The 20,727-nt window shown below is 70.1% G+C and carries 22 protein-coding genes; 13 read left to right on the top strand and 9 right to left on the bottom strand.

Annotated elements, in window-relative coordinates:
- Positions 1-342 precede the first annotated feature (342 nt).
- Positions 343-1,065, bottom strand: a complete 723-nt coding sequence (locus tag ACEN9J_RS09435) for a DUF418 domain-containing protein (protein ID WP_413763916.1) — start codon at positions 1,063-1,065, stop codon at positions 343-345.
- A 236-nt stretch (positions 1,066-1,301) separates the two neighbouring features.
- Here ACEN9J_RS09435 and ACEN9J_RS09430 point away from each other — a divergent pair, with 236 nt between their 5' ends.
- The gene (locus tag ACEN9J_RS09430) at positions 1,302-2,918 is read left to right on the top strand and encodes a phospholipase D family protein (RefSeq protein ID WP_057596648.1); all 1,617 of its coding nucleotides are present in this window, start codon (positions 1,302-1,304) and stop codon (positions 2,916-2,918) included.
- A 7-nt stretch (positions 2,919-2,925) separates the two neighbouring features.
- On the opposite strand, the gene ACEN9J_RS09425 is transcribed toward ACEN9J_RS09430, so the two are convergent.
- The 4 genes from ACEN9J_RS09425 to ACEN9J_RS09410 all read right to left on the bottom strand — a co-directional run bounded on the left by ACEN9J_RS09425 (position 2,926) and on the right by ACEN9J_RS09410 (position 5,355).
- Positions 2,926-3,435, bottom strand: a complete 510-nt coding sequence (locus ACEN9J_RS09425; RefSeq protein ID WP_057596647.1) for a murein hydrolase activator EnvC family protein — start codon at positions 3,433-3,435, stop codon at positions 2,926-2,928.
- Positions 3,436-3,584: 149 nt separating this feature from the next.
- The gene (locus tag ACEN9J_RS09420) at positions 3,585-4,076 is read right to left on the bottom strand and encodes a CreA family protein (RefSeq protein WP_413763915.1); all 492 of its coding nucleotides are present in this window, start codon (positions 4,074-4,076) and stop codon (positions 3,585-3,587) included.
- Positions 4,077-4,080: 4 nt separating this feature from the next.
- Positions 4,081-4,632 (bottom strand): NUDIX hydrolase, encoded by a 552-nt coding sequence (locus ACEN9J_RS09415; RefSeq protein ID WP_093342880.1) that lies wholly within the window; start codon positions 4,630-4,632, stop codon positions 4,081-4,083.
- A gap of 21 nt (positions 4,633-4,653) precedes the next feature.
- The gene (locus ACEN9J_RS09410) at positions 4,654-5,355 is read right to left on the bottom strand and encodes a fumarylacetoacetate hydrolase family protein (RefSeq protein ID WP_413763914.1); all 702 of its coding nucleotides are present in this window, start codon (positions 5,353-5,355) and stop codon (positions 4,654-4,656) included.
- Between the two features lie 170 nt (positions 5,356-5,525).
- Between ACEN9J_RS09410 and ACEN9J_RS09405 the strand changes: the two genes are divergently transcribed.
- The 3 genes from ACEN9J_RS09405 to pgeF are packed head-to-tail and all read left to right on the top strand — an operon-like array spanning position 5,526 to position 7,881.
- Positions 5,526-6,443, top strand: a complete 918-nt coding sequence (locus ACEN9J_RS09405; protein ID WP_413763913.1) for a tetratricopeptide repeat protein — start codon at positions 5,526-5,528, stop codon at positions 6,441-6,443.
- Between the two features lie 32 nt (positions 6,444-6,475).
- Positions 6,476-7,114, top strand: coding sequence for a maleylacetoacetate isomerase (gene maiA, locus ACEN9J_RS09400; RefSeq protein WP_057596657.1), 639 nt, complete (start codon positions 6,476-6,478; stop codon positions 7,112-7,114).
- On the top strand, positions 7,114-7,881 hold the full coding sequence (gene pgeF / locus ACEN9J_RS09395; RefSeq protein WP_413763912.1) for a peptidoglycan editing factor PgeF: 768 nt from the start codon (positions 7,114-7,116) through the stop codon (positions 7,879-7,881). The genes maiA and pgeF overlap by 1 nt, the downstream gene beginning before the upstream one ends.
- On the opposite strand, the gene ACEN9J_RS09390 is transcribed toward pgeF, so the two are convergent.
- On the bottom strand, positions 7,813-8,136 hold the full coding sequence (locus ACEN9J_RS09390; RefSeq protein ID WP_057596641.1) for a hypothetical protein: 324 nt from the start codon (positions 8,134-8,136) through the stop codon (positions 7,813-7,815). The genes pgeF and ACEN9J_RS09390 overlap by 69 nt on opposite strands.
- Before the next feature lie 181 nt (positions 8,137-8,317).
- Between ACEN9J_RS09390 and phaC the strand changes: the two genes are divergently transcribed.
- Positions 8,318-10,087, top strand: a complete 1,770-nt coding sequence (gene phaC, locus ACEN9J_RS09385) for a class I poly(R)-hydroxyalkanoic acid synthase (RefSeq protein WP_413763911.1) — start codon at positions 8,318-8,320, stop codon at positions 10,085-10,087.
- Positions 10,088-10,130: 43 nt separating this feature from the next.
- Entirely contained in the window at positions 10,131-11,309 is a 1,179-nt protein-coding gene (locus ACEN9J_RS09380; RefSeq protein ID WP_413763910.1) for an acetyl-CoA C-acetyltransferase, read from the top strand.
- A gap of 24 nt (positions 11,310-11,333) precedes the next feature.
- Here ACEN9J_RS09380 and ACEN9J_RS09375 read toward each other — a convergent pair whose 3' ends face one another.
- Positions 11,334-11,966 (bottom strand): glutathione S-transferase family protein, encoded by a 633-nt coding sequence (locus tag ACEN9J_RS09375; RefSeq protein ID WP_413763909.1) that lies wholly within the window; start codon positions 11,964-11,966, stop codon positions 11,334-11,336.
- A 28-nt stretch (positions 11,967-11,994) separates the two neighbouring features.
- Between ACEN9J_RS09375 and yghU the strand changes: the two genes are divergently transcribed.
- Positions 11,995-12,873 carry a glutathione-dependent disulfide-bond oxidoreductase gene (yghU, locus tag ACEN9J_RS09370; RefSeq protein ID WP_057596637.1) on the top strand — a complete coding sequence of 293 codons (879 nt, stop codon included), beginning with the start codon at positions 11,995-11,997 and terminating at the stop codon, positions 12,871-12,873.
- Positions 12,874-13,060: 187 nt separating this feature from the next.
- On the opposite strand, the gene ACEN9J_RS09365 is transcribed toward yghU, so the two are convergent.
- Positions 13,061-13,978, bottom strand: coding sequence for a LysR family transcriptional regulator (locus ACEN9J_RS09365; RefSeq protein WP_413763908.1), 918 nt, complete (start codon positions 13,976-13,978; stop codon positions 13,061-13,063).
- 147 nt (positions 13,979-14,125) lie between these two features.
- On the opposite strand from ACEN9J_RS09365, the gene ACEN9J_RS09360 reads away from it, so the two are divergent.
- Genes ACEN9J_RS09360 through ACEN9J_RS09340 form a run of 5 tightly spaced genes read left to right on the top strand, consistent with a single transcriptional unit; the run spans position 14,126 to position 19,183 of the window.
- On the top strand, positions 14,126-15,130 hold the full coding sequence (locus tag ACEN9J_RS09360; protein WP_413763907.1) for a tripartite tricarboxylate transporter substrate binding protein: 1,005 nt from the start codon (positions 14,126-14,128) through the stop codon (positions 15,128-15,130).
- 19 nt (positions 15,131-15,149) lie between these two features.
- Positions 15,150-16,037, top strand: coding sequence for a MaoC family dehydratase N-terminal domain-containing protein (locus tag ACEN9J_RS09355; protein WP_413763906.1), 888 nt, complete (start codon positions 15,150-15,152; stop codon positions 16,035-16,037).
- A 28-nt stretch (positions 16,038-16,065) separates the two neighbouring features.
- A complete protein-coding gene (locus ACEN9J_RS09350; protein WP_413763905.1) occupies positions 16,066-17,247 on the top strand; it encodes a CaiB/BaiF CoA transferase family protein in 1,182 nt (393 codons plus the stop codon).
- The gene (locus tag ACEN9J_RS09345; protein WP_413763904.1) at positions 17,244-18,107 is read left to right on the top strand and encodes an HpcH/HpaI aldolase/citrate lyase family protein; all 864 of its coding nucleotides are present in this window, start codon (positions 17,244-17,246) and stop codon (positions 18,105-18,107) included. Before ACEN9J_RS09350 ends, ACEN9J_RS09345 begins: the two co-directional genes overlap by 4 nt.
- A gap of 59 nt (positions 18,108-18,166) precedes the next feature.
- Positions 18,167-19,183 (top strand): tripartite tricarboxylate transporter substrate-binding protein, encoded by a 1,017-nt coding sequence (locus ACEN9J_RS09340; protein ID WP_413763903.1) that lies wholly within the window; start codon positions 18,167-18,169, stop codon positions 19,181-19,183.
- A 12-nt stretch (positions 19,184-19,195) separates the two neighbouring features.
- Here ACEN9J_RS09340 and ACEN9J_RS09335 read toward each other — a convergent pair whose 3' ends face one another.
- Complete coding sequence (locus tag ACEN9J_RS09335; protein WP_413763902.1) at positions 19,196-19,729, bottom strand: CinA family protein; 534 nt, start codon at positions 19,727-19,729, stop codon at positions 19,196-19,198.
- A 205-nt stretch (positions 19,730-19,934) separates the two neighbouring features.
- On the opposite strand from ACEN9J_RS09335, the gene phbB reads away from it, so the two are divergent.
- The gene (gene phbB, locus ACEN9J_RS09330) at positions 19,935-20,672 is read left to right on the top strand and encodes an acetoacetyl-CoA reductase (RefSeq protein WP_057597567.1); all 738 of its coding nucleotides are present in this window, start codon (positions 19,935-19,937) and stop codon (positions 20,670-20,672) included.
- Positions 20,673-20,727 lie beyond the last annotated feature (55 nt).

The raw sequence follows: 20,727 nt of genomic DNA, 5'->3' as shown, positions 1-20,727 counted from the left end.
ACGGGCTTGCTACAGCGCCCGTGCCCGCTTGGCGCCGCCTCTGCGTGGCGACTTCCTGTTGCCCAGGCTGGCCAAGGCCCGTTCCACGGCCCGTTGCGGCAGAAGCTGCGACTTGCCGCAGTTCCTGCAACGGTAGGGTTTCAACCACGGGAAGAAGCGCATCCAGGCCTGCTGCGGGCTGCGGTCCAGATGCTCGATGCTGCAAGGGCAGGGCGAAAACGGGTTGGCCATGAAACTCCCGGCGAGGGCTCGGTGTCGTGCGGTCCCTGGCGGGCTCTCCGGCCATCGTTCGAGAATTGTTGCAGTGCATTGTTAAACCTCTCTTAGGGGGACGCCGGCATCTCAGGCCTGCTTCTCGCGCTTCCAGCGCGTCGGCGCCAGGCTCTGCCAGGCCCATTCCAGCGGGCCGAGCCTGTAGCGGCGCAGCCACCAGCAGCTCGCGGCCGCTTGCAGTGCCAGGATCGCCATGCAGGCCACGGCGAGGCCCGCCACGCCGAACTTCGGGCACAGGCCCGGGCCGACGCCGTAGAACAGGCTCAGGCCCGCCAGCGCCTGCACGAGGCCGTTGCTCCACGCCATGCGCCCGAGCGGCGCCAGCTTGCGCAACCGGCCCCGCCAGGCGGCGCGCTGGAACAGCAGCACGAAGGCCGCCACGCAGAAAAGCAACTGGGCCAGCACCGCCATCGCACGCAGCGGGCCGGGCGCGGATTGGCCTGCCGGATCGCTCAGCGCGAGCAGCAAGCCCGTCGCGAGGCTCGCCAGCAGCAGCCGGCGCCAGAAGCGCCGATGGGCCACCGACTGCCTCAGCACCTGCGCACGGCCCAGCGCCATGCCGGCCAGCAGTCCGCCGAGCACGAAGAGCGGCCACCAGGCGGCGACGCCCGGGAACTCGATCGGCGCGAAGCCACGCCAGCCCACGAGCGGCATGCCGAACAGCGCGAAGCCGCGCAAGGCATCGACGAGTTCGCGCCGGCGCGGTCGTGCGTCGTCCGCGATGGCGACAGGGCGTGCGAGGAGCCGTGCAGGCGACAGGGAAAGAGGCGGCGTGGCGAGTCCGAGGGTCATCGATGTACGGCAGCGTCTGCGAAGCGATGGAGGGAACCCGGCGTGATGCGGAAGGCGGGCCAGGTGCGGGACGCGGCCACCGCGGGCGAGATGCGCGTCGGCCACCGATGCTAGGGATGCGCATTGCCTCAACATTACGAGCGCCGCATGCGGCGGCCGGCTCGTGGTAGAAACCGCCGCCCGCATCGCCTTCCGGTGCGCCCACTCCCGTGCCCCACCGCTCCGTTTCGCCAGTCATGCCCTCCGCAGCCGGCCGTGCATGGCCGGCGCTCGTCCGCTGGCTCACGCTGGCCTGCGCGCTGCTGCTGGCCGGCTGCGCGGGCCTGCCGAGCGACGTCGTTCGCCGGTCGTCGACGACGATCCCGAACGGCGCCGACACCACGCTCGGCCGCCTCGTGGCCGCGACCGCACCGCGCGGCGAAGACGAGCCGCTCAGCGGCTTCCGCCTGCTGCCGATGGCGCAGTTCTCGCTGCATGCGCGCATCGAACTGATCCGCCGCGCCGAGCGTTCGATCGACGTGCAGTACTACCTGGTGCAGAACGACGAGACCGGCCGCTACCTGCTGCGCCACCTGCGCGACGCGGCCGAACGCGGCGTGCGCGTGCGGCTGCTGGTCGACGATCTCTACACGGCCGGCGCCGATCCGCTGTTCCGGGGCCTGGCCGCGTATCCGAACGTCGAAGTGCGGATGTTCAACCCGTTCCCCGCCGGGCGCGAACGCTTCGGCACGCGCTGGACCGCCTCGCTGCTCGACTTCAACCGCGTGCACCGCCGCATGCACAACAAGCTGTTCGTGGTCGACGACACGATGGCGGTCATGGGCGGGCGCAACATCGCCAACGAGTACTTCCTGCGCGACGGCGGCTCGAACTTCATCGACATCGACACGCTGGTGGCCGGGCCCGTGGTCCACAAGCTCTCGTCGCTGTTCGACAGCTACTGGAACAGCCCCTACGTCTACCCGATCGAGTCGCTGGTATCGGCCGACGGCGCCTCGCCGCAATCGCTGCGCTCGCGCTTCGACGAACTCACGAGCGGGCCGGGCACGCCCGAGCCCGAGCAGCCCGGCGCCACCGACCTGCTGGGTCACCATCCGCTGGCCGCCGACCTCGACGCGGGCCAGCTGCAACTGGCCTGGGCGCGCGCCGAGGCCTATGCGGACGCGCCCGCCAAGGCGCTGGCGCCCGAGGAAAGCCGCGGCGCGCCGGCCGATGTCTCGCCCGACAGCGTGCAGTTCAACCTGCAACGCCATCTGCGCGGCGCGCGCACCGAGATCATGCAGACCACGCCCTACCTGATCCCGGGCCGCGGCGGCATGGAGACCATCCGGCATGTGCGCGGCAACGGCGTGGGCTACATCATGGTCACCAACTCGCTGGCGGCCACCGACGAGTCGCTGGTGCACATCGGCTATCGCCGCTACCGCGCCGAGATGCTGCGCCTGGGCGTGGCGCTCTACGAGCTCAGCCCCAAGCGGGTCGAGCAGAGCCGGCGCTTCGGCATGTACGAGACCTCGAGCGGCCGGCTGCACGGCAAGTCGGCGGTGATCGACGGGCGCACGGTCTTCATCGGCTCGATGAACTTCGACCCGCGTTCGGTGCTGCACAACACCGAGATCGGGCTCTTCATCTTCAGCCCGCAGATCGCGCAGCAGCTCAACAGCCTGATCGGCTTCATCCGGCTCGACGGCGCCTACCAGCTGCAGCTCGGGCCGCGCGGTGGCATCGAATGGGTGAGCCCGGCCGCGGGCGATGGTGCCGACACCATCCTGCACACCGAGCCCGAGACGAATTTCTGGGCCCGCTGGCGGCTCGAGCTGCTCGCGCCGCTGGTGCCCGAGAGCCTGCTGTGAGGCCCGCTTACTGCTGCAGCCGGCCGCTCAGGTAGGGCTCGGGATCGACGGCCACGCCGTTCTTGCGGATCTCGAAGCGCAGCTTCACGCGGTTGGCATCGCCGCCCGATCCCATCTCGGCGATCTTCTCGCCCTGGCGCACCACCGCGCCTTCCTTGACGAGGATGGTGCTCGCGTGGGCATAGGCGGTGAGGAAGGTCTCGTTGTGCTTGATGATGACCATGTTGCCGTAGGCGGCCAGTTCGTTGCCCACGTACACCACGCGGCCGTCGGCCGAGGCCACGATCGGGTCGCCGAGGTTGCCGGCGATGTCCACGCCCTTGTTGCGCACGCCGTCGAAGCGGCCGATGGTGGTGCCGGCGGCGGGCCGGATGAACAAGGCCTGGCGCTGCGGCGGCGGGGTCGCGGTGCGGCCGGGCTGTTGCATCGGCGGCAGCGGCGTGGTCGTGCAGGCGGCGATGCCGGCGGCGAGCAGCGCCGCGGCGCCGATTCGGAAAACAAAAGTCTGAAGGTGCATGGCGCTCGGTTGGAACGGGGACGTTCTGAAGGGTTCCCTCGGATCTCGGGGCCGTGCGGCCCGGCCGGTCGATGCTAGCAAAGTCCCCGGCGCGTTCCCTGCGGGCCGGCTGGGACTTGGCGCGCGGGCGGCCGCGCGCCATCGGGCGATCACTTCAGCGGGATCGGCGTGCCGCGGTCGATCGGCACCGCGGTGACGCTGTTCTTCGGCGAGCCGTCGATCAGCAGGTCGGAGTAGGTGAGGTAGACCAGCGTGTTGCGCCGCGCGTCGACCATGCGCACCACGCGCAGCCGCTTGAACAGCACCGACAGCCGCTCGCTGTAGACCTCCTCGCGCTTGGGCAGCGGCTGCGTCACGTTCACCGGGCCGACCTGGCGGCAGGCGATCGAGGCCTCGGCCTTGTCCTCGGCCACGCCGAAGGCGCCCGCGATGCCGCCGGTCTTGGCGCGCGAGACATAGCAGGTCACGCCGCTGACCTTGGGGTCGTCGTAGGCCTCGATCACGATCTTGTGGTCGGGGCCGATCAGCTTGAAGGCGGTGTCGACCTCGCCCACGGTCTCGGCGCGCGCCGCGGTGGCGGCCAGCAGGGCGGCGGCGAACGCGAGCGCCGCGCCGCGTCGAAGGGAGATGGCGTGCTTCATCGGGTCAGACGATGTCGATCGTGTGGACGCGGTCGAAGCTGCCGCGGCGCCGGTCCTCGAAGTAGTGCTGCAGCGCCTCGCGCACCGTGCGGAAGGCGATCTCGTCCCAGGGAATCTCCTCCTCGGCGAAGAGCTTCGCCTCGATGGTCTCGTGGCCCGGATCGAAGCGGTCGTCGAGCAGGCGCGCGCGGTAGAACAGGTGCACCTGTCCCACGCGCGGCACGCTCATCACCGCGAACAGGCCCTCGATCTCGAAATTGGCACCGGCTTCCTCGTCGGTCTCGCGCGCCGCGCCCTGGGCCGTGGTCTCCTCGAGCTCCATGAAGCCCGCCGGCAGCGTCCACTTGCCCCAGCGCGGCTCGATGTTGCGCTTGCACAGCAGCACCTTGTCGCCGAGCACGGGGATGGTCCCCACCACGTTGAGCGGGTTCTCGTAGTGGATCGTGTTGCAGGCCGGGCAGACGGCGCGTTCCTTGGTGTCGCCGTCGTCCGGCACGCGGTAGACCACCGCGGTGCCGCAGTTCTTGCAATGCTTGATGGGGATGCGCAGCAGCATGGGGCGGGCGTGCTCGCGGCCTCAGACGATCTTGACGGTCAGCACGGGCAGGCCGGCGACCTCGCCCACCAGCGTGTCGCCCGCGACCACCGCCGCCACGCCTTCGGGCGTGCCGCTGTAGATCAGGTCGCCGGGCTGCAGCTCCCAGGCGGCCGACAGGTGCTCGATGGTCTCGGCCACGTTCCAGATCAGCTTGCTCACGTTGCTGCGCTGGCGATCGCTGCCGTTCACCTGCAGCGAGATCTCGGCCTTCTCGGCGTCGCCGGCCTGCGCCGCCGGCACGATCGGGCCGATCGGCGCGCTCTGCTCGAAGCCCTTGCCGATGTCCCAGGGGCGGCCCTGCTTCTTCATCTCGTTCTGCAGGTCGCGGCGGGTCATGTCCAGGCCCACGGCGTAGCCGAAGATGTGCTTGTGCGCGTCGGCGGCCGAGATGTTCTTGCCGCCGGTGCCGATCGCCACCACGAGCTCGATCTCGTGATGCAGGTTCTTGGTCAGCGTGGGGTAGTCCACGGTGCCGGTCTGGCCGGCCTCGACCACCACGGCGGCGTCGGCCGGCTTCATGAAGAAGAACGGCGGTTCGCGGCCGGTGAAGCCCATTTCCTTGGCGTGATCCTCGTAGTTGCGGCCCACGCAGTAGATGCGGTGCACCGGGAAGCGGGCGGTCTGTCCGACGACGGGAACGGAAACGGTCGCGGGCGGGGCGAAGACGAACTCGGAGGCCATGGAAAACGATCCTTTGGGGGCGAAGCGGGAGAGGGGGAAGCCGGCAGTGTGCCAGAGGCGCCGCCCGGGCGCCGGGCGCCGGGGCCGGCCATCGGGGTATGCGAGGGGGCCGTCATGCCAGGGCGCAGAATACGGCCCGTTCCCGTCCCGCCATCGCTTCGCTCCTCCCCATGCCCCTTCGATTCGGAAAAGCCGGCAAGGCCCAGGCCTGCAACGAGCTCGGCAACACGCGCCAGGACGACGGCGACGAGGAGGGCGCGCTGCGGGCCTATGCCGAGGCCAGCACACACCGTCCCGACTGGGCCGTGCCCTGGTACAACGCCGGCCTGATCCACAAGTACCGCGGCGACTGGGCCGCCTCGCTCGAGGCCAATGCGCGCGCCGTACAGTGCGACCCGGGCAACGAGGGCGCGGTCTGGAACCTCGGCATCGCCGCCACCGCGCTCGGCGACTGGGCCACGGCGCGGCGCGCCTGGCGCCTCTACGGCATTCCGCTGGCCGAGGGCGAGGGCCCGGTCGACCATTTCGCCGGCCTGACGCCGATCCGCGTGCATGGCGACGAGGCCAGCGAGGTGCTGTGGGCCGACCGCATCGATCCCGCGCGCGCCATCCTGCGCAACGTTCCCTTGCCGGGCTCGGGCCACCGCTACGGCGACCTCGTGCTGCACGACGGCGCGCCCAACGGCTACCGGCTGCACCAGGGGCGCGAGGTGGCGGTGTTCGACGCGCTCGCGCTGATCGCGCCTTCCGATTACGCCACCTTCGAACTCTGGATCGAGGGCGTGTCGCAGGAAGAGATCGACCGCCTGATCGCGCGCTTCCATGCAGCGGGAGACGGCGCCGAGAACTGGAGCCTGGGCATCCGCATGCTGTGCGCGGCCTGCTCCGAGGGCCGGCCCTATGGCGAGGGCGAAGGCCACGACCACCCGGCCGACCAGACCGTGGGCCCGCGCGGGCCCTGGCGCCTGGGCCTGGCCGCGCGCGGGGAGGCTGCCGCCCGCGCCCCGCTCGACGCCTGGCAGCGGGAACATCCCGCGGCCACCCTGCGCGAGCTGCGCTGCGTGCTTGCCGCAGCGCCGCGCTCCTGAACCGCATCGACGCTATCCTCGAAGCCATGACCATGAAGCTGCACAACTACTTCCGCTCCTCCGCCTCGTTCCGCGTTCGCATCGCGCTCAACCTCAAGGGGCTCGACTACGAATACATCCCCGTGCACATCGCGCGCGGCGAGCACCGCACCGGCCCGTACTCGGCGATCTCGGCCGACATGCTGGTGCCGCTGCTCGAGGACGACGGCGAGCGCTTCTCGCAGTCGATGGCGATCATCGAGTACCTCGACGAGGTGCATCCCGAGCCGGCGCTGCTGCCCAGCGACCCCGCGGGCCGCGCCCATGTGCGCGCGCTGGCGCAGTCGATCGCCTGCGAGATCCATCCGCTGAACAACCTGCGCGTGCTCAAGTACCTGGTGAAGGACCTGAAGCTCGACGAGGAGGCCAAGAACGCCTGGTACCGCCACTGGGTGCGCGAGGGCATGCTGGCCTTCGAGCGCCAGCTCGCGCAGCAGCCCGCCAGCACCTTCTGCTGGGGCGACAAGCCCACCCTGGCCGACTGCTGCCTGGTGCCGCAGATCTTCAACGGCCGCCGCTTCGACTGCGACTTCAGCGGCCTGCCGCGCACCATGGCGGCCTTCGACGCCTGCATGCAGCTCGACGCCTTCCAGCGCGCGCAGCCCTCGCAGTCGCCCGACGCGGAGGCCTGATGGCGCTGCCCTGGCTGGTGCCCGACTGGCCGGCGCCGGCCCATGTGCGCGCGGTCTGCACCACGCGCGAGGGCGGCGTCTCGCAGGGGCCTCAAGGGCGTTACGCCAGCTTGAACCTCGGCGACCACGTCGGCGACGACCCGGCCCATGTCGCGGCCAACCGCGCGCGGCTGCGCGAGGCGATCGGCGCGCGGCCGGTGTTCCTGCAGCAGGTGCACGGCACGGGGCTGGTGTCGCTCGACGCGCCGGACGTGGCCGACGGCACCGCGGCCGATGCCTGCACCGCCACCGAGCCGGGCACGGCCTGCACGATCATGGTCGCCGACTGCCTGCCGGTGCTGTTCTGCGACACCGCGGGCCACCGCGTGGCGGCCGCGCACGCGGGCTGGCGCGGGCTCGCGGGCGGGGTGCTGGAGCAGGCCTTCCGGTCCTTCGAGGACGAGGCACGGACCGGTGGCGACGTCATCGCGTGGCTCGGCCCCTGCATCGGCCCCTCGGCCTTCGAGGTCGGCGCCGAGGTCAAGGTCGCCTTCGAGGCCCATGCGCCCGAGGCCGCCGGCTGCTTCCGGCCCGGCGCCGCGCCGGGCAAGTGGCTGGCCGACCTGCCCGCGCTCGCGCGCCAGCGGCTGCGCGCGCTCGGCATCGAGCGGATCCACGGCAACGACGGCGGCGATGCTTGGTGCACCGTGCGCAATGCCTCAGGGTTCTTTTCGCACCGGCGCGACGGGGTCAGCGGGCGCTTCGCCGCGCTGGTCTGGAAGGTCTGAATGCCCGGCCTTCGCCGCCAGTTCCTCGGCGGCCGCGCGCCGCGCCGCCTCCTGCGCGGCCAGTTCCTTTTCCTTCAGCGCCCGGCGCCGCGCGGGCGTGCTCATCAGGTAAACCACCAGTGTCACGGGGGCGAGCCCGTACAGTAGAAAGGTGATGATGGCGCCGAGCACGGTGCCGGTGGTGTTGGTGGCCTCGGCCACCGCCATCATCAGCACCACGTAGAGCCAGCCGATCACGACGAGATGAATGAACATTGGAAAAGGAGAGCGGGGCGAACGAAAGAGGAAGTAAAGCGTGTTTCCACACCGGCCGTGCGATGACGGCCACCGGGGTCCGGACCGCGCCGGCGCGGCGTTGTGAGCGTCTTGCGAATGCAGCATACTCAAACGACGCAAAGCCATCCGGATCGATTTCAGGCGAGGAGCAGGAGACACCATGACGAAAGCAACGGGGGCCGACGCGTTCGAACCCTTTCAACAGGCGCTCACCCAGGGGTGGCGCAAGGCGCTGGAGTCCTTCCAGCAGTCGGCCGGGCAGGGCGCCTGGACCGGCAATGGCAAGCCCCTGTGGCAGATGCCGCAAATGCCCGAAATGCCCGGCATGCCTTCCCTGGGCACCATGCCGGAATTGCCCAAGCTCTCGATCGATCCCGCGGCGCTGCGGGCCATCCAGCAGCAGTACATCGCCGAGGCCACCGCGCTCTGGGGCCAGGGCTTCGGCGCCAAGCCCGAGGGCGACCGGCGCTTCGCCGGCGAGGCCTGGAGCGGCAACCCGCTGTCGGCCTTCTCGGCCGCGATCTACCTGCTCAACGGCCGCACCCTGCTGAAGATGGCCGAGGCCATCGATGCCGACGAGAAGACCAAGGCACGGCTGCGCTTCGCGGTCGAGCAGTGGATGGCGGCCTCGTCGCCGAGCAACTCGCTGGCCTTCAATGCCGAGGCGCAGAAGAAGGCCATCGAGACCCAGGGCGAGAGCATCGCCAAGGGCATCCAGAACCTGCTGCACGACGTGCGCCAGGGCCACCTGAGCATGACCGACGAGAGCGCCTTCGAAGTGGGGCGCAACGTCGCCACCACCGAGGGCGCGGTGGTGTTCGAGAACGCGCTCTTCCAGTTGCTCGAGTACAAGCCGCTGACCGCCAAGGTCTACGAGCGCCCGTTCCTGCTGGTGCCGCCGTGCATCAACAAGTTCTACATCCTCGACCTGCAGCCCGAGAACTCGCTGATCCGCTATGCCAACGAGCAGGGCCACCGCGTGTTCGTGGTGAGCTGGCGCAATCCCGACGAGTCGCTCGCGCAGGCCACCTGGGACGACTACATCGAGCAGGCCGCGATCGAGGCCATCCACCGCGTGCAGGAGATCAGCGGCAGCCCGCAGATCAACACGCTGGGCTTCTGCGTCGGCGGCACCATCCTGTCGACCGCGCTCGCGGTGCTGGCCGCTCGCGGCGAGAAGCCGGCCGCCTCGGTCACGCTGCTGACCACCTTCCTCGACTTCAGCGACACCGGCATCCTCGACATCTTCGTCGACGAGCCCATGGTGCAGTACCGCGAGATGCAGCTCGGCAAGGGCGGCCTGCTGCCCGGCGGCGACCTGGCCTCCACCTTCAGCTTCCTGCGTCCCAACGACCTGGTCTGGAACTACGTGGTGGGCAACTACCTCAAGGGCGAGACCCCGCCGCCCTTCGACCTGCTCTACTGGAACAGCGACGCCACCAACCTGCCGGGCCCGTTCTACGCCTGGTACCTGCGCAACACCTATCACGAGAACAAGCTGGCCGAGCCCGACGCGCTCACGGTCTGCGGCGAGAAGATCGACCTGCGCCGCATCGACATCCCGGCCTACATCTACGGCTCGCGCGAGGACCACATCGTGCCGATCGGCGGCGCCTACGCCTCGACCCAGATCCTGCCGGGCAAGAAGCGTTTCGTGATGGGCGCCTCGGGCCACATCGCGGGCGTGATCAACCCGCCGGCCAAGAATAAGCGCAGCCACTGGATCCGCGCCGACGGCAAGCTGCCGAAGACGCAGGCCGAATGGCTGGCCGGCGCGCAGGAGCATCCGGGCAGCTGGTGGACCGACTGGTCCCAGTGGCTCAAGGGCCACGCGGGCAAGCAGATCCCCGCGCCCAAGACCTACGGCAAGGGCAAGGCCTACCAGGCCATCGAGCCCGCCCCGGGTCGCTACGTCAAGGCCCGCGCCTGACACCCGCATTACCGAATTTCAAATCACCTCAACGGAGAACCTCATGGAAGACATCGTCATCGTTTCGGCCGCGCGCACCGCCGTCGGCAAGTTCGGCGGCTCGCTCGCCGGCATCGCGGCCACCGAACTGGGCGCCATCGTCATCAAGGAAGTGATCGCGCGTGCCAACCTCACGCCCGAGCAGGTCGGCGAAGCCATCATGGGCCAGGTGCTCGCGGCCGGTGCCGGCCAGAATCCCGCGCGCCAGGCGTGGCTCAAGAGCGGCGGCGCCAAGGAGACGCCCGCGCTCACGATCAACGCCGTCTGCGGCTCGGGCCTGAAGGCCGTGATGCTCGCGGCCCAGGCCGTGGCCACGGGTGACAGCGACATCGTCGTGGCCGGCGGCCAGGAGAGCATGAGCCTCGCGCCGCACGTGCTGCCGAACTCGCGCAGCGGCCAGCGCATGGGCGACTGGAAGCTGGTCGACACCATGATCGTCGACGGCCTGTGGGACGTCTACAACCAGTACCACATGGGCATCACGGCCGAGAACGTGGCCAAGAAGTACGGCATCGACCGCGCCGCGCAGGACGAACTGGCGCTCGCCAGCCAGACCAAGGCCGCCGCCGCGCAGGACGCCGGCAAGTTCAAGGACGAGATCGTCCCCGTCACCATCCCGCAGAAGAAGGGCGACCCGGTCGTCTTCGACAAGGACGAGTTCATCAACCGCAAGACCAGCGCCGAAGGCCTGGCCGGCCTGCGCCCCGCCTTCGACAAGGCCGGCGGCGTGACCGCGGGCAATGCCTCGGGCCTGAACGATGGCGCCGCCGCCGTGCTCGTGATGACCGCCAAGAAGGCGGCCGCCCTCGGCCTCAAGCCGCTGGGCCGCATCGCCAGCTACGCCACCGCCGGCCTCGACCCCGCGATCATGGGCATGGGCCCGGTGCCCGCCTCGACCAAGGCGCTGCAGCGCGCCGGCTGGAAGGCCGCCGACCTCGACCTGCTCGAGATCAACGAAGCCTTCGCCGCGCAGGCCTGCGCCGTGAACAAGGAAATGGGCTGGGACATCAACAAGGTCAACGTCAACGGCGGCGCCATCGCCATCGGCCATCCGATCGGCGCGTCGGGCTGCCGCATCCTGGTGACGCTGCTGCACGAGATGCAGCGCCAGAACGCCAAGAAGGGCATCGCCTCGCTGTGCATCGGCGGCGGCATGGGCGTCGCGCTCACCATCGAGCGTTGATCCCCCGGCAGCCGTCGTCGTCGCTCAGAGCGACATCGACGGCCGCTGCGCCATCGCCGCGCGCCAGCGCACCAGCTCGGGGTGTTGTTCCCCGGGCTTCACGCGCACGATGCGCGCGAAATCCACCGCCACCACGGCGGTGATGTCGGCCAGGCTGAAGCGGTCGGTCGCGATGAACTCGCGGCCGGCCAGCCGGTCGTTCAGCGTCTCGAAGAAATGCTGCACCCGCGCCAGCCCGCGCTGCGCGAGCTCGGGGATCTGCGCGTAGTTCACCGGGCCCGGCAGCGCGCGGTCGGCCATGGCCGGCGAGCCGTTGCGCAGGGTCTCGGCGATCGCCAGCAGGCCCTCGAATTCCACGCGCCAGTGCCAGCTCGCGATCTCGGCCTTCTCGGCCGGCGTGCGGCCCATCAGGGGCGGCTCGGGATGGCGCGCCTCGGCCCAGGCCGCGATGGCGGCGTTGTCGGTCAGCAGGCCGTCTTCGGCGGTGCGCAGCGCGGGCACCGTGCACTGCGGATTGATCGCGCGGTAGGCCGCGCCCATTTGCTCACCACGAACCAGGTCGACCTGCACCGTCTCGTGGGCAATGCCCTTTTCGGCCAGCAGGATGCGCGCGCGGCGCGGACTCGGCGCTGTGGCGCAGTCATAGAGAATGATCATCGTCTGTCCAACTCCTGGAACTCATTGCATGAATGGCACGACCGCCTACACGCCGCCCACCGTCTGGTCCTGGAACAAGGAAAGCGGCGGCCGCTTCGCGAACATCAATCGCCCGATCGCGGGTGCCACCCATGAGAAGGACCTGCCGGTGGGGCGGCATCCGCTGCAACTCTATTCGCTCGCGACGCCCAATGGCGTGAAAGTGACGGTGATGCTCGAGGAACTGCTGGCGCTGGGCCACGCGGGCGCCGAGTACGACGCCTGGCTGATCCGCATCAGCGAGGGCGACCAGTTCGGCAGCGGCTTCGTGGCCGTCAATCCCAACTCCAAGATCCCCGCGCTGCTGGACCGCAGTGGCGCCACGCCGATCCGCGTGTTCGAGTCGGGCGCGATCCTGCAATACCTGGCCGAGAAGTTCGGCAATGCCTTCCTGCCGACCGAGCGCGCGGCGCGCGCCGAATGCCTGTCGTGGCTGTTCTGGCAGATGGGCAGCGCGCCCTACCTGGGCGGCGGCTTCGGCCATTTCTATGCCTACGCGCCGACCAAGATCGAGTACGCGATCGACCGCTTCGCGATGGAGGTCAAGCGCCAGCTCGACGTGCTCGACCGCCGGCTGGCCGAGAGCCGCTACCTGGCCGGCGACGACTACACCATCGCCGACATCGCGGTCTGGCCCTGGTACGGCGCGCTCGCCAAGGGGCAGCTCTACGAATCGGGCGAGTTCCTGCAGGTGAGCGAATACAGGAACGTGCTGCGCTGGAACGACGAGATCGCGCAGCGCCCCGCGGCGCAGCGCGGCCGCATGGTCAACCGCGCCTGGGGCCAGCCCGGGAGCCAGCTGCACGAGCGCCACGACGCGGCCGACTTCCAGACCCGCACGCAGGACAAGCTCCAGGCGCAGGGCTGAGGCGGCCGATCTTGTTCACCGCCCGTTTTTTGAGCAAAGTGTGGAATCCCTTTATAAAACAACGACTTAAATTTGTTTTACAAGGCTCCACATGAGTTGCCCCCAAAGTTATGCACAGAAAGTGGGGATGAAGGGGCGGAACTCAGGATTCGCGCGCAAGTAGGCGCAGTCCCACGGAAAAATCCGCTCAGCCACCGGCTGCGTCGATGGCATCGGCCGCGTAGTGGCGGCACAGCGTGTCGACCAGCGCCTGCGCATACACCGGCAGCGCCGCGCGTTCGCGCACCAGCAGATAGCGCTCGCGCACGCACCAGGCGTCGCTGAGCTCGATCAGCGCGAGCTTCATGCCCTCCTGGTTGCGGCGCGCGGCCGACTCGGGCACGACGCCGATGCCCACGCCGCTGCCGATCATCCGGCACATGGCGTCGAAGCTGCCGAGCTGGATGCGCAGCTTCTGGCGCTTGCCGATGCGGTCCGTGACCTGTCCGAGGAAGGCCTGCAGCGTGCTGCCCTGCTGCATGCCGATGGCGTCCTCGTCGAGCGTCTCGGCGAAGGCGATGGTGCGCAGCTGCGCGAAGCGGTGCTGGCGCGAGGTCACGAGCACCAGCCGGTCGGTGCTGAAGTGGATCGATTCCAGGCCCAGGGTGTCGACGCTGCCCGCGACGATGCCGATGTCGGCGCGCCCGTCGCGCACGCCGCGCGGGATCTGAGCGTTCGGTTTTTCCTGAAGGTCGACGTTGATGCGCGGATTGGCGGCGAGGAAGGCCGGCAGGATCTCGGGCAGGAAGTCGGTCACGGCCGTGGTGTTGGCGAACACGCGCAGGTGGCCGCGCAGGCCGCCGCCGTACTCGAGCAGGTCGCTGCGCAACTGGTCGGTCTGGTTCAGCAGCAGCCGCGCATGGTGCAGGAAGGCCTCGCCCGGCGGCAGCAGGCGTACGCCGCGCGCCTCGCGCTGCAGCAGCTGCAGGCCGGCCTGGTTCTCGAGCGCCTTGATGCGCGCGCTCGCCGCGGCCAGCGACAGGTGCTGCCGGTCGGCCGCGCGCGTGAGGCTGCCGAGCTCGGCCGTGGCCACGAACAGGCGCAGGTCGGTGAGGTCGAAGAGCATGGCCCGATGGTAGCCGTCGACCGCGAGGCTTCGGTGAAACCGAAGGCTGGGTTCCGAAATCGGAGATTGCGCCGAGGCGGCGGCGCGGCGCACCATGCCGCCATGGCCGGGGAGCACCGCGGCCTTCACATCACATCGGAGACAGGCATGGGTTCTCGCGCAACGGCGCTTTCTTCTTCTCTTTTCTCGTGGTTCGCCGCGGCGTCGATCGCCGTGCTGGCGGCCGGCGCCTCGGCGCAGCCGGCGGCCAGCACCTATCCCACGCGGCCCGTCGCCCTGATCGTGCCGCAGGCCGCGGGCGGCACCAACGACATCGTCGGCCGGCTGGTCGGCCAGAAGCTCGGCGAACTGCTCGGCGTCGGCGTGGTGATCGACAACCGCCCCGGCGCGGGCGGCAACATCGGCACGCAGCTCGCGGCCAAGGCGCCGAAGGACGGCCAGACCCTGCTGATGACCATCAGCAGCAGCCAGGCGATCAACCCCGCGCTCTACCGCAACCCCGGCTTCGATCCCGAGAAGGACTTCAAGCCCGTGGGCCTGATCGGCGCCGTGCCCAACGTGCTGCTGGTCAACCCCGGCTTCCCCGCCAAGACCCTGCCCGAACTGCTGGCGCTCGCGCGGCAGAAGGGCGCGCACTACCAGTACGCCTCGGCCGGCAACGGCACGCTCAACCACCTGCTCGGCGAGATGCTCAACAGCATGGCCGGCATCTCGCTCGAGCACGTGCCCTACAAGGGCGTGGCGCCGGCCATCAACGACGTGCTCGGCGGCCAATTGCCGATCGTGTTCGCGAGCCTGCCCTCGGCGCTGCCGCACATCAAGGCCGGCAAGCTGCGCGCGCTGGCCGTCAGCGGCGCGAAGCGCTCGCCGGCGCTGCCCGACGTGCCCGCCATCGCCGAGGCGGTGCCGGGCTACGACGGCACCCTGTGGATCGGCCTGTTCGCGCCCGCCGGCGTGCCGGGCGAGGTGCTCACTAAGCTGCAGGACACCATGCACAAGGCGCTGGCCGCGAAGGACCTGCGCGAGAAGCTCGAGCAGCAGGGCGTGGAGGTCGCGCCGCCGACCTCGCCCGAGCAGTTCTCGGCGCTGCTGCACGACGACCTCGGCAAGTGGGCGCGCATCGTCAAGCAATCGGGCGCCTCGGTCGATTGACCCGGATTCAGGAGAACGGATGACCCCACACGACACCCCCGCCATCGACGCCGCCGCGCTCGCCGGCCTGCGGGCCTGGCAGGGCCGCAGCGAAAGCCTGCACGACCAGATCGTCGCGAGCCCGGTGCGCGCGCTGTCGGCCACGCTCGACCGCGACGATCCCGCGCCGGCCGCCGGCACGCCGCTGCCCGCGCTGTGGCACTGGCTCTATTTCCTGCCGCACCACCGGCAGTCCGAGATCGGCCCCGATGGCCATGCGAAGCGCGGCGGCTTCCTGCCGCCGGTGCCGCTGCCGCGCCGCATGTGGGCCGGCGGCCGGCTGCGCTGGGAGGCCGGCAATCCGCTGGTGGTGGGCGACGAGGTGGAGCGGCGCTCGACCATCGTCTCGGTCGAGCACAAGACCGGCCGCAGCGGCGAACTGGTGTTCGTGCTGGTGCGCCATGAGGTGCACAACGCGCGCGGCCTCGCGCTGACCGAGGAACACGACATCGTCTACCGCGCCGCGCCGCAACCCGGCGAGGCCGCGCCGGCGCCCAAGGCCGCGCCGAAGGACGCCGCCTTCAGCCGCGACATCGTGCCCGACGACGTGCTGCTGTTCCGCTACTCGGCGCTCACCTTCAACGGCCACCGCATCCACTACGACCGGCGCTACGTCACCGAGGTCGAGGGCTATCCGGGCCTGATCGTGCACGGTCCGCTGATCGCGACCCTGCTGGTCGACCTGCTGCGCCGGCACACGGGCGACGCACCGCTCGCGCGCTTCGAGTTCCGCGCCGTGCGGCCCACCTTCGACATCGCGCCGTTCCGCGTGCATGGCAAGCCCGGCGCCGATGGCGGGAGCTTCGCGCTCTGGGGCAAGGACGCCGAGGGCTGGCTCACGATGCAGGCCACCGCGGTGCTGGCCTGAGGACTCTCTTCTTCCAGGAAATCACGCAATGACAAGACCCCTCGACGGGATCACGGTGGTGTCGCTCGAACATGCGATCGCGGCGCCTTTCTGCACCCGCCAGCTCGCCGACCTCGGCGCGCGCGTCATCAAGGTGGAGCGCCCGGGCGTGGGCGACTTCGCGCGTGCCTACGACCAGCGCGTGGCCGGCGAGGCCTCGCACTTCGTCTGGGTCAACCGCTCGAAGGAAAGCATCTCGCTCGACCTCAAGCAGCCCGCCGCGCTCGAGGTGCTGCAGGAACTGGTGGCCGGCGCCGACGTGCTGGTGCAGAACCTCGCGCCGGGTGCCGCGGCGCGCATGGGGCTGGGCGCGCAGGCGCTGCAGGCCAAGTACCCGCGGCTGGTCGTCTGCGACATCTCGGGCTATGGCGAGGACGGCCCGTACCGCGACAAGAAGGCCTACGACCTGCTGATCCAGAGCGAGGCCGGCTTCCTCTCGGTCACCGGCACGCCCGAGGAGCCCTGCAAGTCGGGCAACTCGATCGCCGACATCGCCGCGGGCATGTATGCCTACACCGGCATCCTGGCCGCGCTGCTCCAGCGCGGCAAGACCGGCAAGGGCTCGCACATCGACGTCTCGATGCTCGAGTCGCTGGCCGAGTGGATGGGCTTTCCGATGTACTACGCCTACCAGGGCGCGACGCCGCCGCCGCGCAGCGCCGCCTCGCACGCCACCATCTATCCCTATGGCCCGTTCCCCGCGGGCGACGGCGGCACGGTGATGCTGGGGCTGCAGAACGAGCGCGAGTGGAAGCTGTTCTGCGAGAAGGTGCTGCTGCAGCCCGCGCTCGCCACCGACGCGCGCTTCGACAGCAATGCGCGGCGCAACGAACACCGCGAGGAACTGCGCGCCATCATCGTCGGCCTGTTCGGCGCGCTGAGCACCGCCCAGGTGCTCGAGCGCCTCGACGCCGCCCAGATCGCCAATGCGCGCATGAACGACATGACCGGGCTCTGGGCGCATCCGCAGTTGCAGGCGCGCGAGCGCTGGCGCCAGGTGGACTCGCCGGCCGGGCCCATTCCCGCGCTGCTGCCGGCCGGGCGCCAGAGCGCCTTCGACTACCGCATGGATGCCATCCCCGCCGTGGGCGAGCACACCGACGCGATCCTGCGCGCGCTGGGCCGCAGCGAGGAACAGATCGCGGTGCTGCGCGAGGCCAAGGCGGTATGAGCGCCCAGGCCCTGGGGCTCGCGCGCACCTTCCTGTTCGTGCCGGCCGACCGGCCCGAGCGCCATGCGCGCGCGCTGGCCAGCGGTGCCGGCGCGGTGATCGTCGACCTCGAGGACGCGGTCGCGCCCGAGCGCAAGGCCGCCGCGCGCGAGGCCTTGCCCGGGGGCTTCGCCGCGCTGCCCGCGGCCGACCGCGCGCGCCTGCTGCTGCGCATCAACGCGCCGGGCACGCCCTGGCATGCCGACGACCTCGCGCTGGTCGCGCGGCTCGCGGCGGCGCGCGCCATCGCGGGCGTGGTGCTGCCCAAGACCGAGAGCGCCGACCAGCTGGCGCGGCTGGCCGAGGCCGCCGGCCCCGAAGCCGTGCTGGTGCCGCTGATCGAATCGGCCGCGGGCCTCGCGGCCCTCGATGCGATCGCCGCCGCGCCCCAGGTGCTGCGGCTCGCCTTCGGGCACCTCGATTTCCAGGCCGACCTCGGCATGGCCTGCGACGCGCAGGAGGCCGAGCTGGTGCCGGTGCGGCTCGCGCTGGTGCTGGCCTCGCGCCGCGCCAACCTGGCCGCGCCCATCGACGGCATCGCGACGGACTGGCGCGACGCCGAGCGGTTCGCGGCCGAGGCGGCGCGCGCGCGGCGCGGCGGCTTCGGCGCCAAGCTCTGCATCCATCCCGCGCAGGTCGCCCCGGTGCATGCGGCGCTCGGGCCCGGCGCCGAGGAACTGGCGTGGGCGCGGCGCGTGGTCGAGGCCGTGGCGCTCGCCGGCGGCGGCGTCGTGAACCTCGACGGCCGCATGGTCGACGCGCCGGTGGTCAGGCTCGCGCAGCGCCTGCTCGCGCTCGATGCGCAGGCGCCGCCGGGCTGAACCTTCCCAGGACATTCATTCGTTCATCAACCCAAGGCAAGAAGAAGGAGACAAGAGACATGAATGCATCGAACCCCGCGCGCCAGCGCCGCCCCCTGCGCCTCGCCGCGGCCGCCGCCCTGGCCATCGGCCTCGCGGCCGCGCCCTGGAGCGCCTCGGCCCAGGGCGCCTGGCCCGACAAGCCGATCGTGATGGTGGTGCCGTACTCGGCCGGCGGCCCGACCGACGTGGTGGCGCGCATGCTCGCGGTGCCCATGGGCAAGTCGCTGGGCCAGACGGTGGTGGTCGAGAACACCGTGGGCGCGGGCGGCACCATCGCGCCCACGCGCGTGGCCAAGGCCGCGCCCAACGGCAACACCATCCTGATCCACCACATGGGCATGGCGACCGCGCCCGCGCTCTACAAGAAGCTCAACTACGACCCGCTCAAGGACTTCGAGTACATCGGCCAGGTGATGGACGTGCCGATGACCCTGCTGTCGCGCAAGGACTTCCCGGCGAACAACTTCCAGGAGCTGCTGACCTACGTGAAGGCCAACCGCGACAAGGTCTCGCTCGCCAATGCCGGCGTCGGTGCGGTCTCGCAGCTGTGCGGCATGCTGTTCGCGCACCAGATCGGCGTGCAGCTCACGACCGTGCCCTACAAGGGCGCCGGCCCCGCGCTCAACGACCTGATGGGCGGGCAGGTCGACCTGCTGTGCGACCAGACCACGCAGACCGCGCCGGTGATCAAGGACGGCACGCGCGTGAAGGTGTTCGGCGTGACCACGCCCAAGCGGCTGTCGAGCATGCCCAACCTGCCCACGCTCGACGAGCAGGGCCTCAAGGGCTTCGACGTGAAGGTCTGGCACGGTATCTACGCGCCCAAGGGCACGCCGCCGGCGGTGCTCGAGAAGCTCAACGTCGCCTTGCGCGCCGCCCTGCAGGACGACATGGTGAAGCAGCGGCTGGCCGAGCTGAGCTCGGAGATCGTGCCGCTCGACAAGCAGACGCCCGAGGGGATGCGCACCCATCTGGTGGCCGAGATCGACAAGTGGGGCAAGGTGATCAAGGCGGCCGGCGTGCAGGCCGACTAAGGCATGAGGTAGTCAGTCCGCGCGCAGCACCTGCTCGAACAGCGCGAGCAGGTGGCGCGCGAACAGGTCCATGTTCGCGGGCCGGTCGTTGCCGCCGGTCTCGATGGTGCGGCTTTGGGACACCGCGTCCGGCCCGCCGACCACCGCGAGGCAGACCCGCCCCGGCGGATCGCCATAGGGGCTGCCCGAGGGACCGGCCGCGCCGCTCTCGGCGATGCCCCAGCCCGAGTGGTGGTTGTCGCGCACGCGCTGCGCCACCAGCAAGGCATAGGGCTCGGTCTCGCCGCGCAGGCCGGTCATGTCCTCGGCCGTGAGCCCGAGCAGCGCGCGGCCCGCACGCCGCGAATAGACCACGGCGCCGCCACGGAAGTAGGCCGAGGCACCGGGGATCGCGAGCAGCGCGGCCGACACCAGTCCGCCGGCCGAGGACTCGACCACCGCCACCGTCTGGCCGCGCTCGCGCAGCAGCGCGCCGACGCGCTCGGCGATCGCGCCGAGCGGCTCAGGGTTTGCCGCCTTGGGACTTACGCTGACACTCGCAGTCATACTTTGGAACTCCTTCGAAACGAAGCGAACGCAAGAGCGTATTCGCCCCGCATGGAGAATGATGGAACGCCGCTGCGCGAATACATCGTGACACCCGAGAAACACCCCAGGTCAGTGTTTTTCCCGAGACGGGGGGTGGTCCGAAACTCGCTAGAGTGAAGGCGGCCGTTCAAGGCTTTCGACAAGTACACACAAGGAATTTCTCATGAGCAAGAAAGTTGCATATGTCACTGGAGGCATGGGTGGCATCGGAACAGCCATCTGCCAGCGTCTCTACAAGGACGGTTTCCGCGTCGTCGCCGGTTGCGGTCCCACCCGCGACTATTCGAAGTGGCTGGCCGAACAGAAAGCCCTGGGTTTCGAGTTCCACGCCTCGGTCGGCAACGTCGGCGACTGGCAGTCCACGGTCGAGGCCTTCTCGGCCGCGAAGGCAGCCCACGGCGCCATCGACGTGCTGGTCAACAACGCCGGCATCACGCGCGACCGCATGTTCCTCAAGATGACGCCCGAGGACTGGAGCGCGGTCATCGAGACCAACCTCAACAGCATGTTCAACGTCACCAAGCAGGTGGTGGGCGACATGGTCGAAAAGGGCTGGGGCCGCATCATCAACATCAGCTCGGTCAACGGCGCCAAGGGCCAGGCGGGCCAGACCAACTACTCGGCGGCCAAGGCCGGCATGCACGGCTTCACGATGGCGCTGGCCCAGGAGCTCGCGGGCAAGGGCGTGACGGTCAACACCGTGAGCCCCGGCTACATCGGCACCGACATGGTCAAGGCCATCCGCCAGGAAGTGCTCGACAAGATCGTCGCCACGATCCCGGTCAAGCGCCTGGGCGAGCCGAGCGAGATCGCGTCCATCATCGCGTGGCTGGCCACCGACGAGGGCGGCTACTCGACCGGTGCCGACTTCTCGGTCAACGGCGGCCTGCACATGCACTGAGCCGCGGCTGCGCTCGGAAAGGAAACCCGCTTCGGCGGGTTTTTTCATGTCCGGC

The organism is Variovorax sp. Varisp41 (assembly GCF_047325085.1).
GTDB lineage: Bacteria > Pseudomonadota > Gammaproteobacteria > Burkholderiales > Burkholderiaceae_C > Variovorax.
The sequence above is the reverse complement of the archived record's forward strand: the minus strand, read 5'-3'. Positions and strand labels throughout refer to the sequence as shown.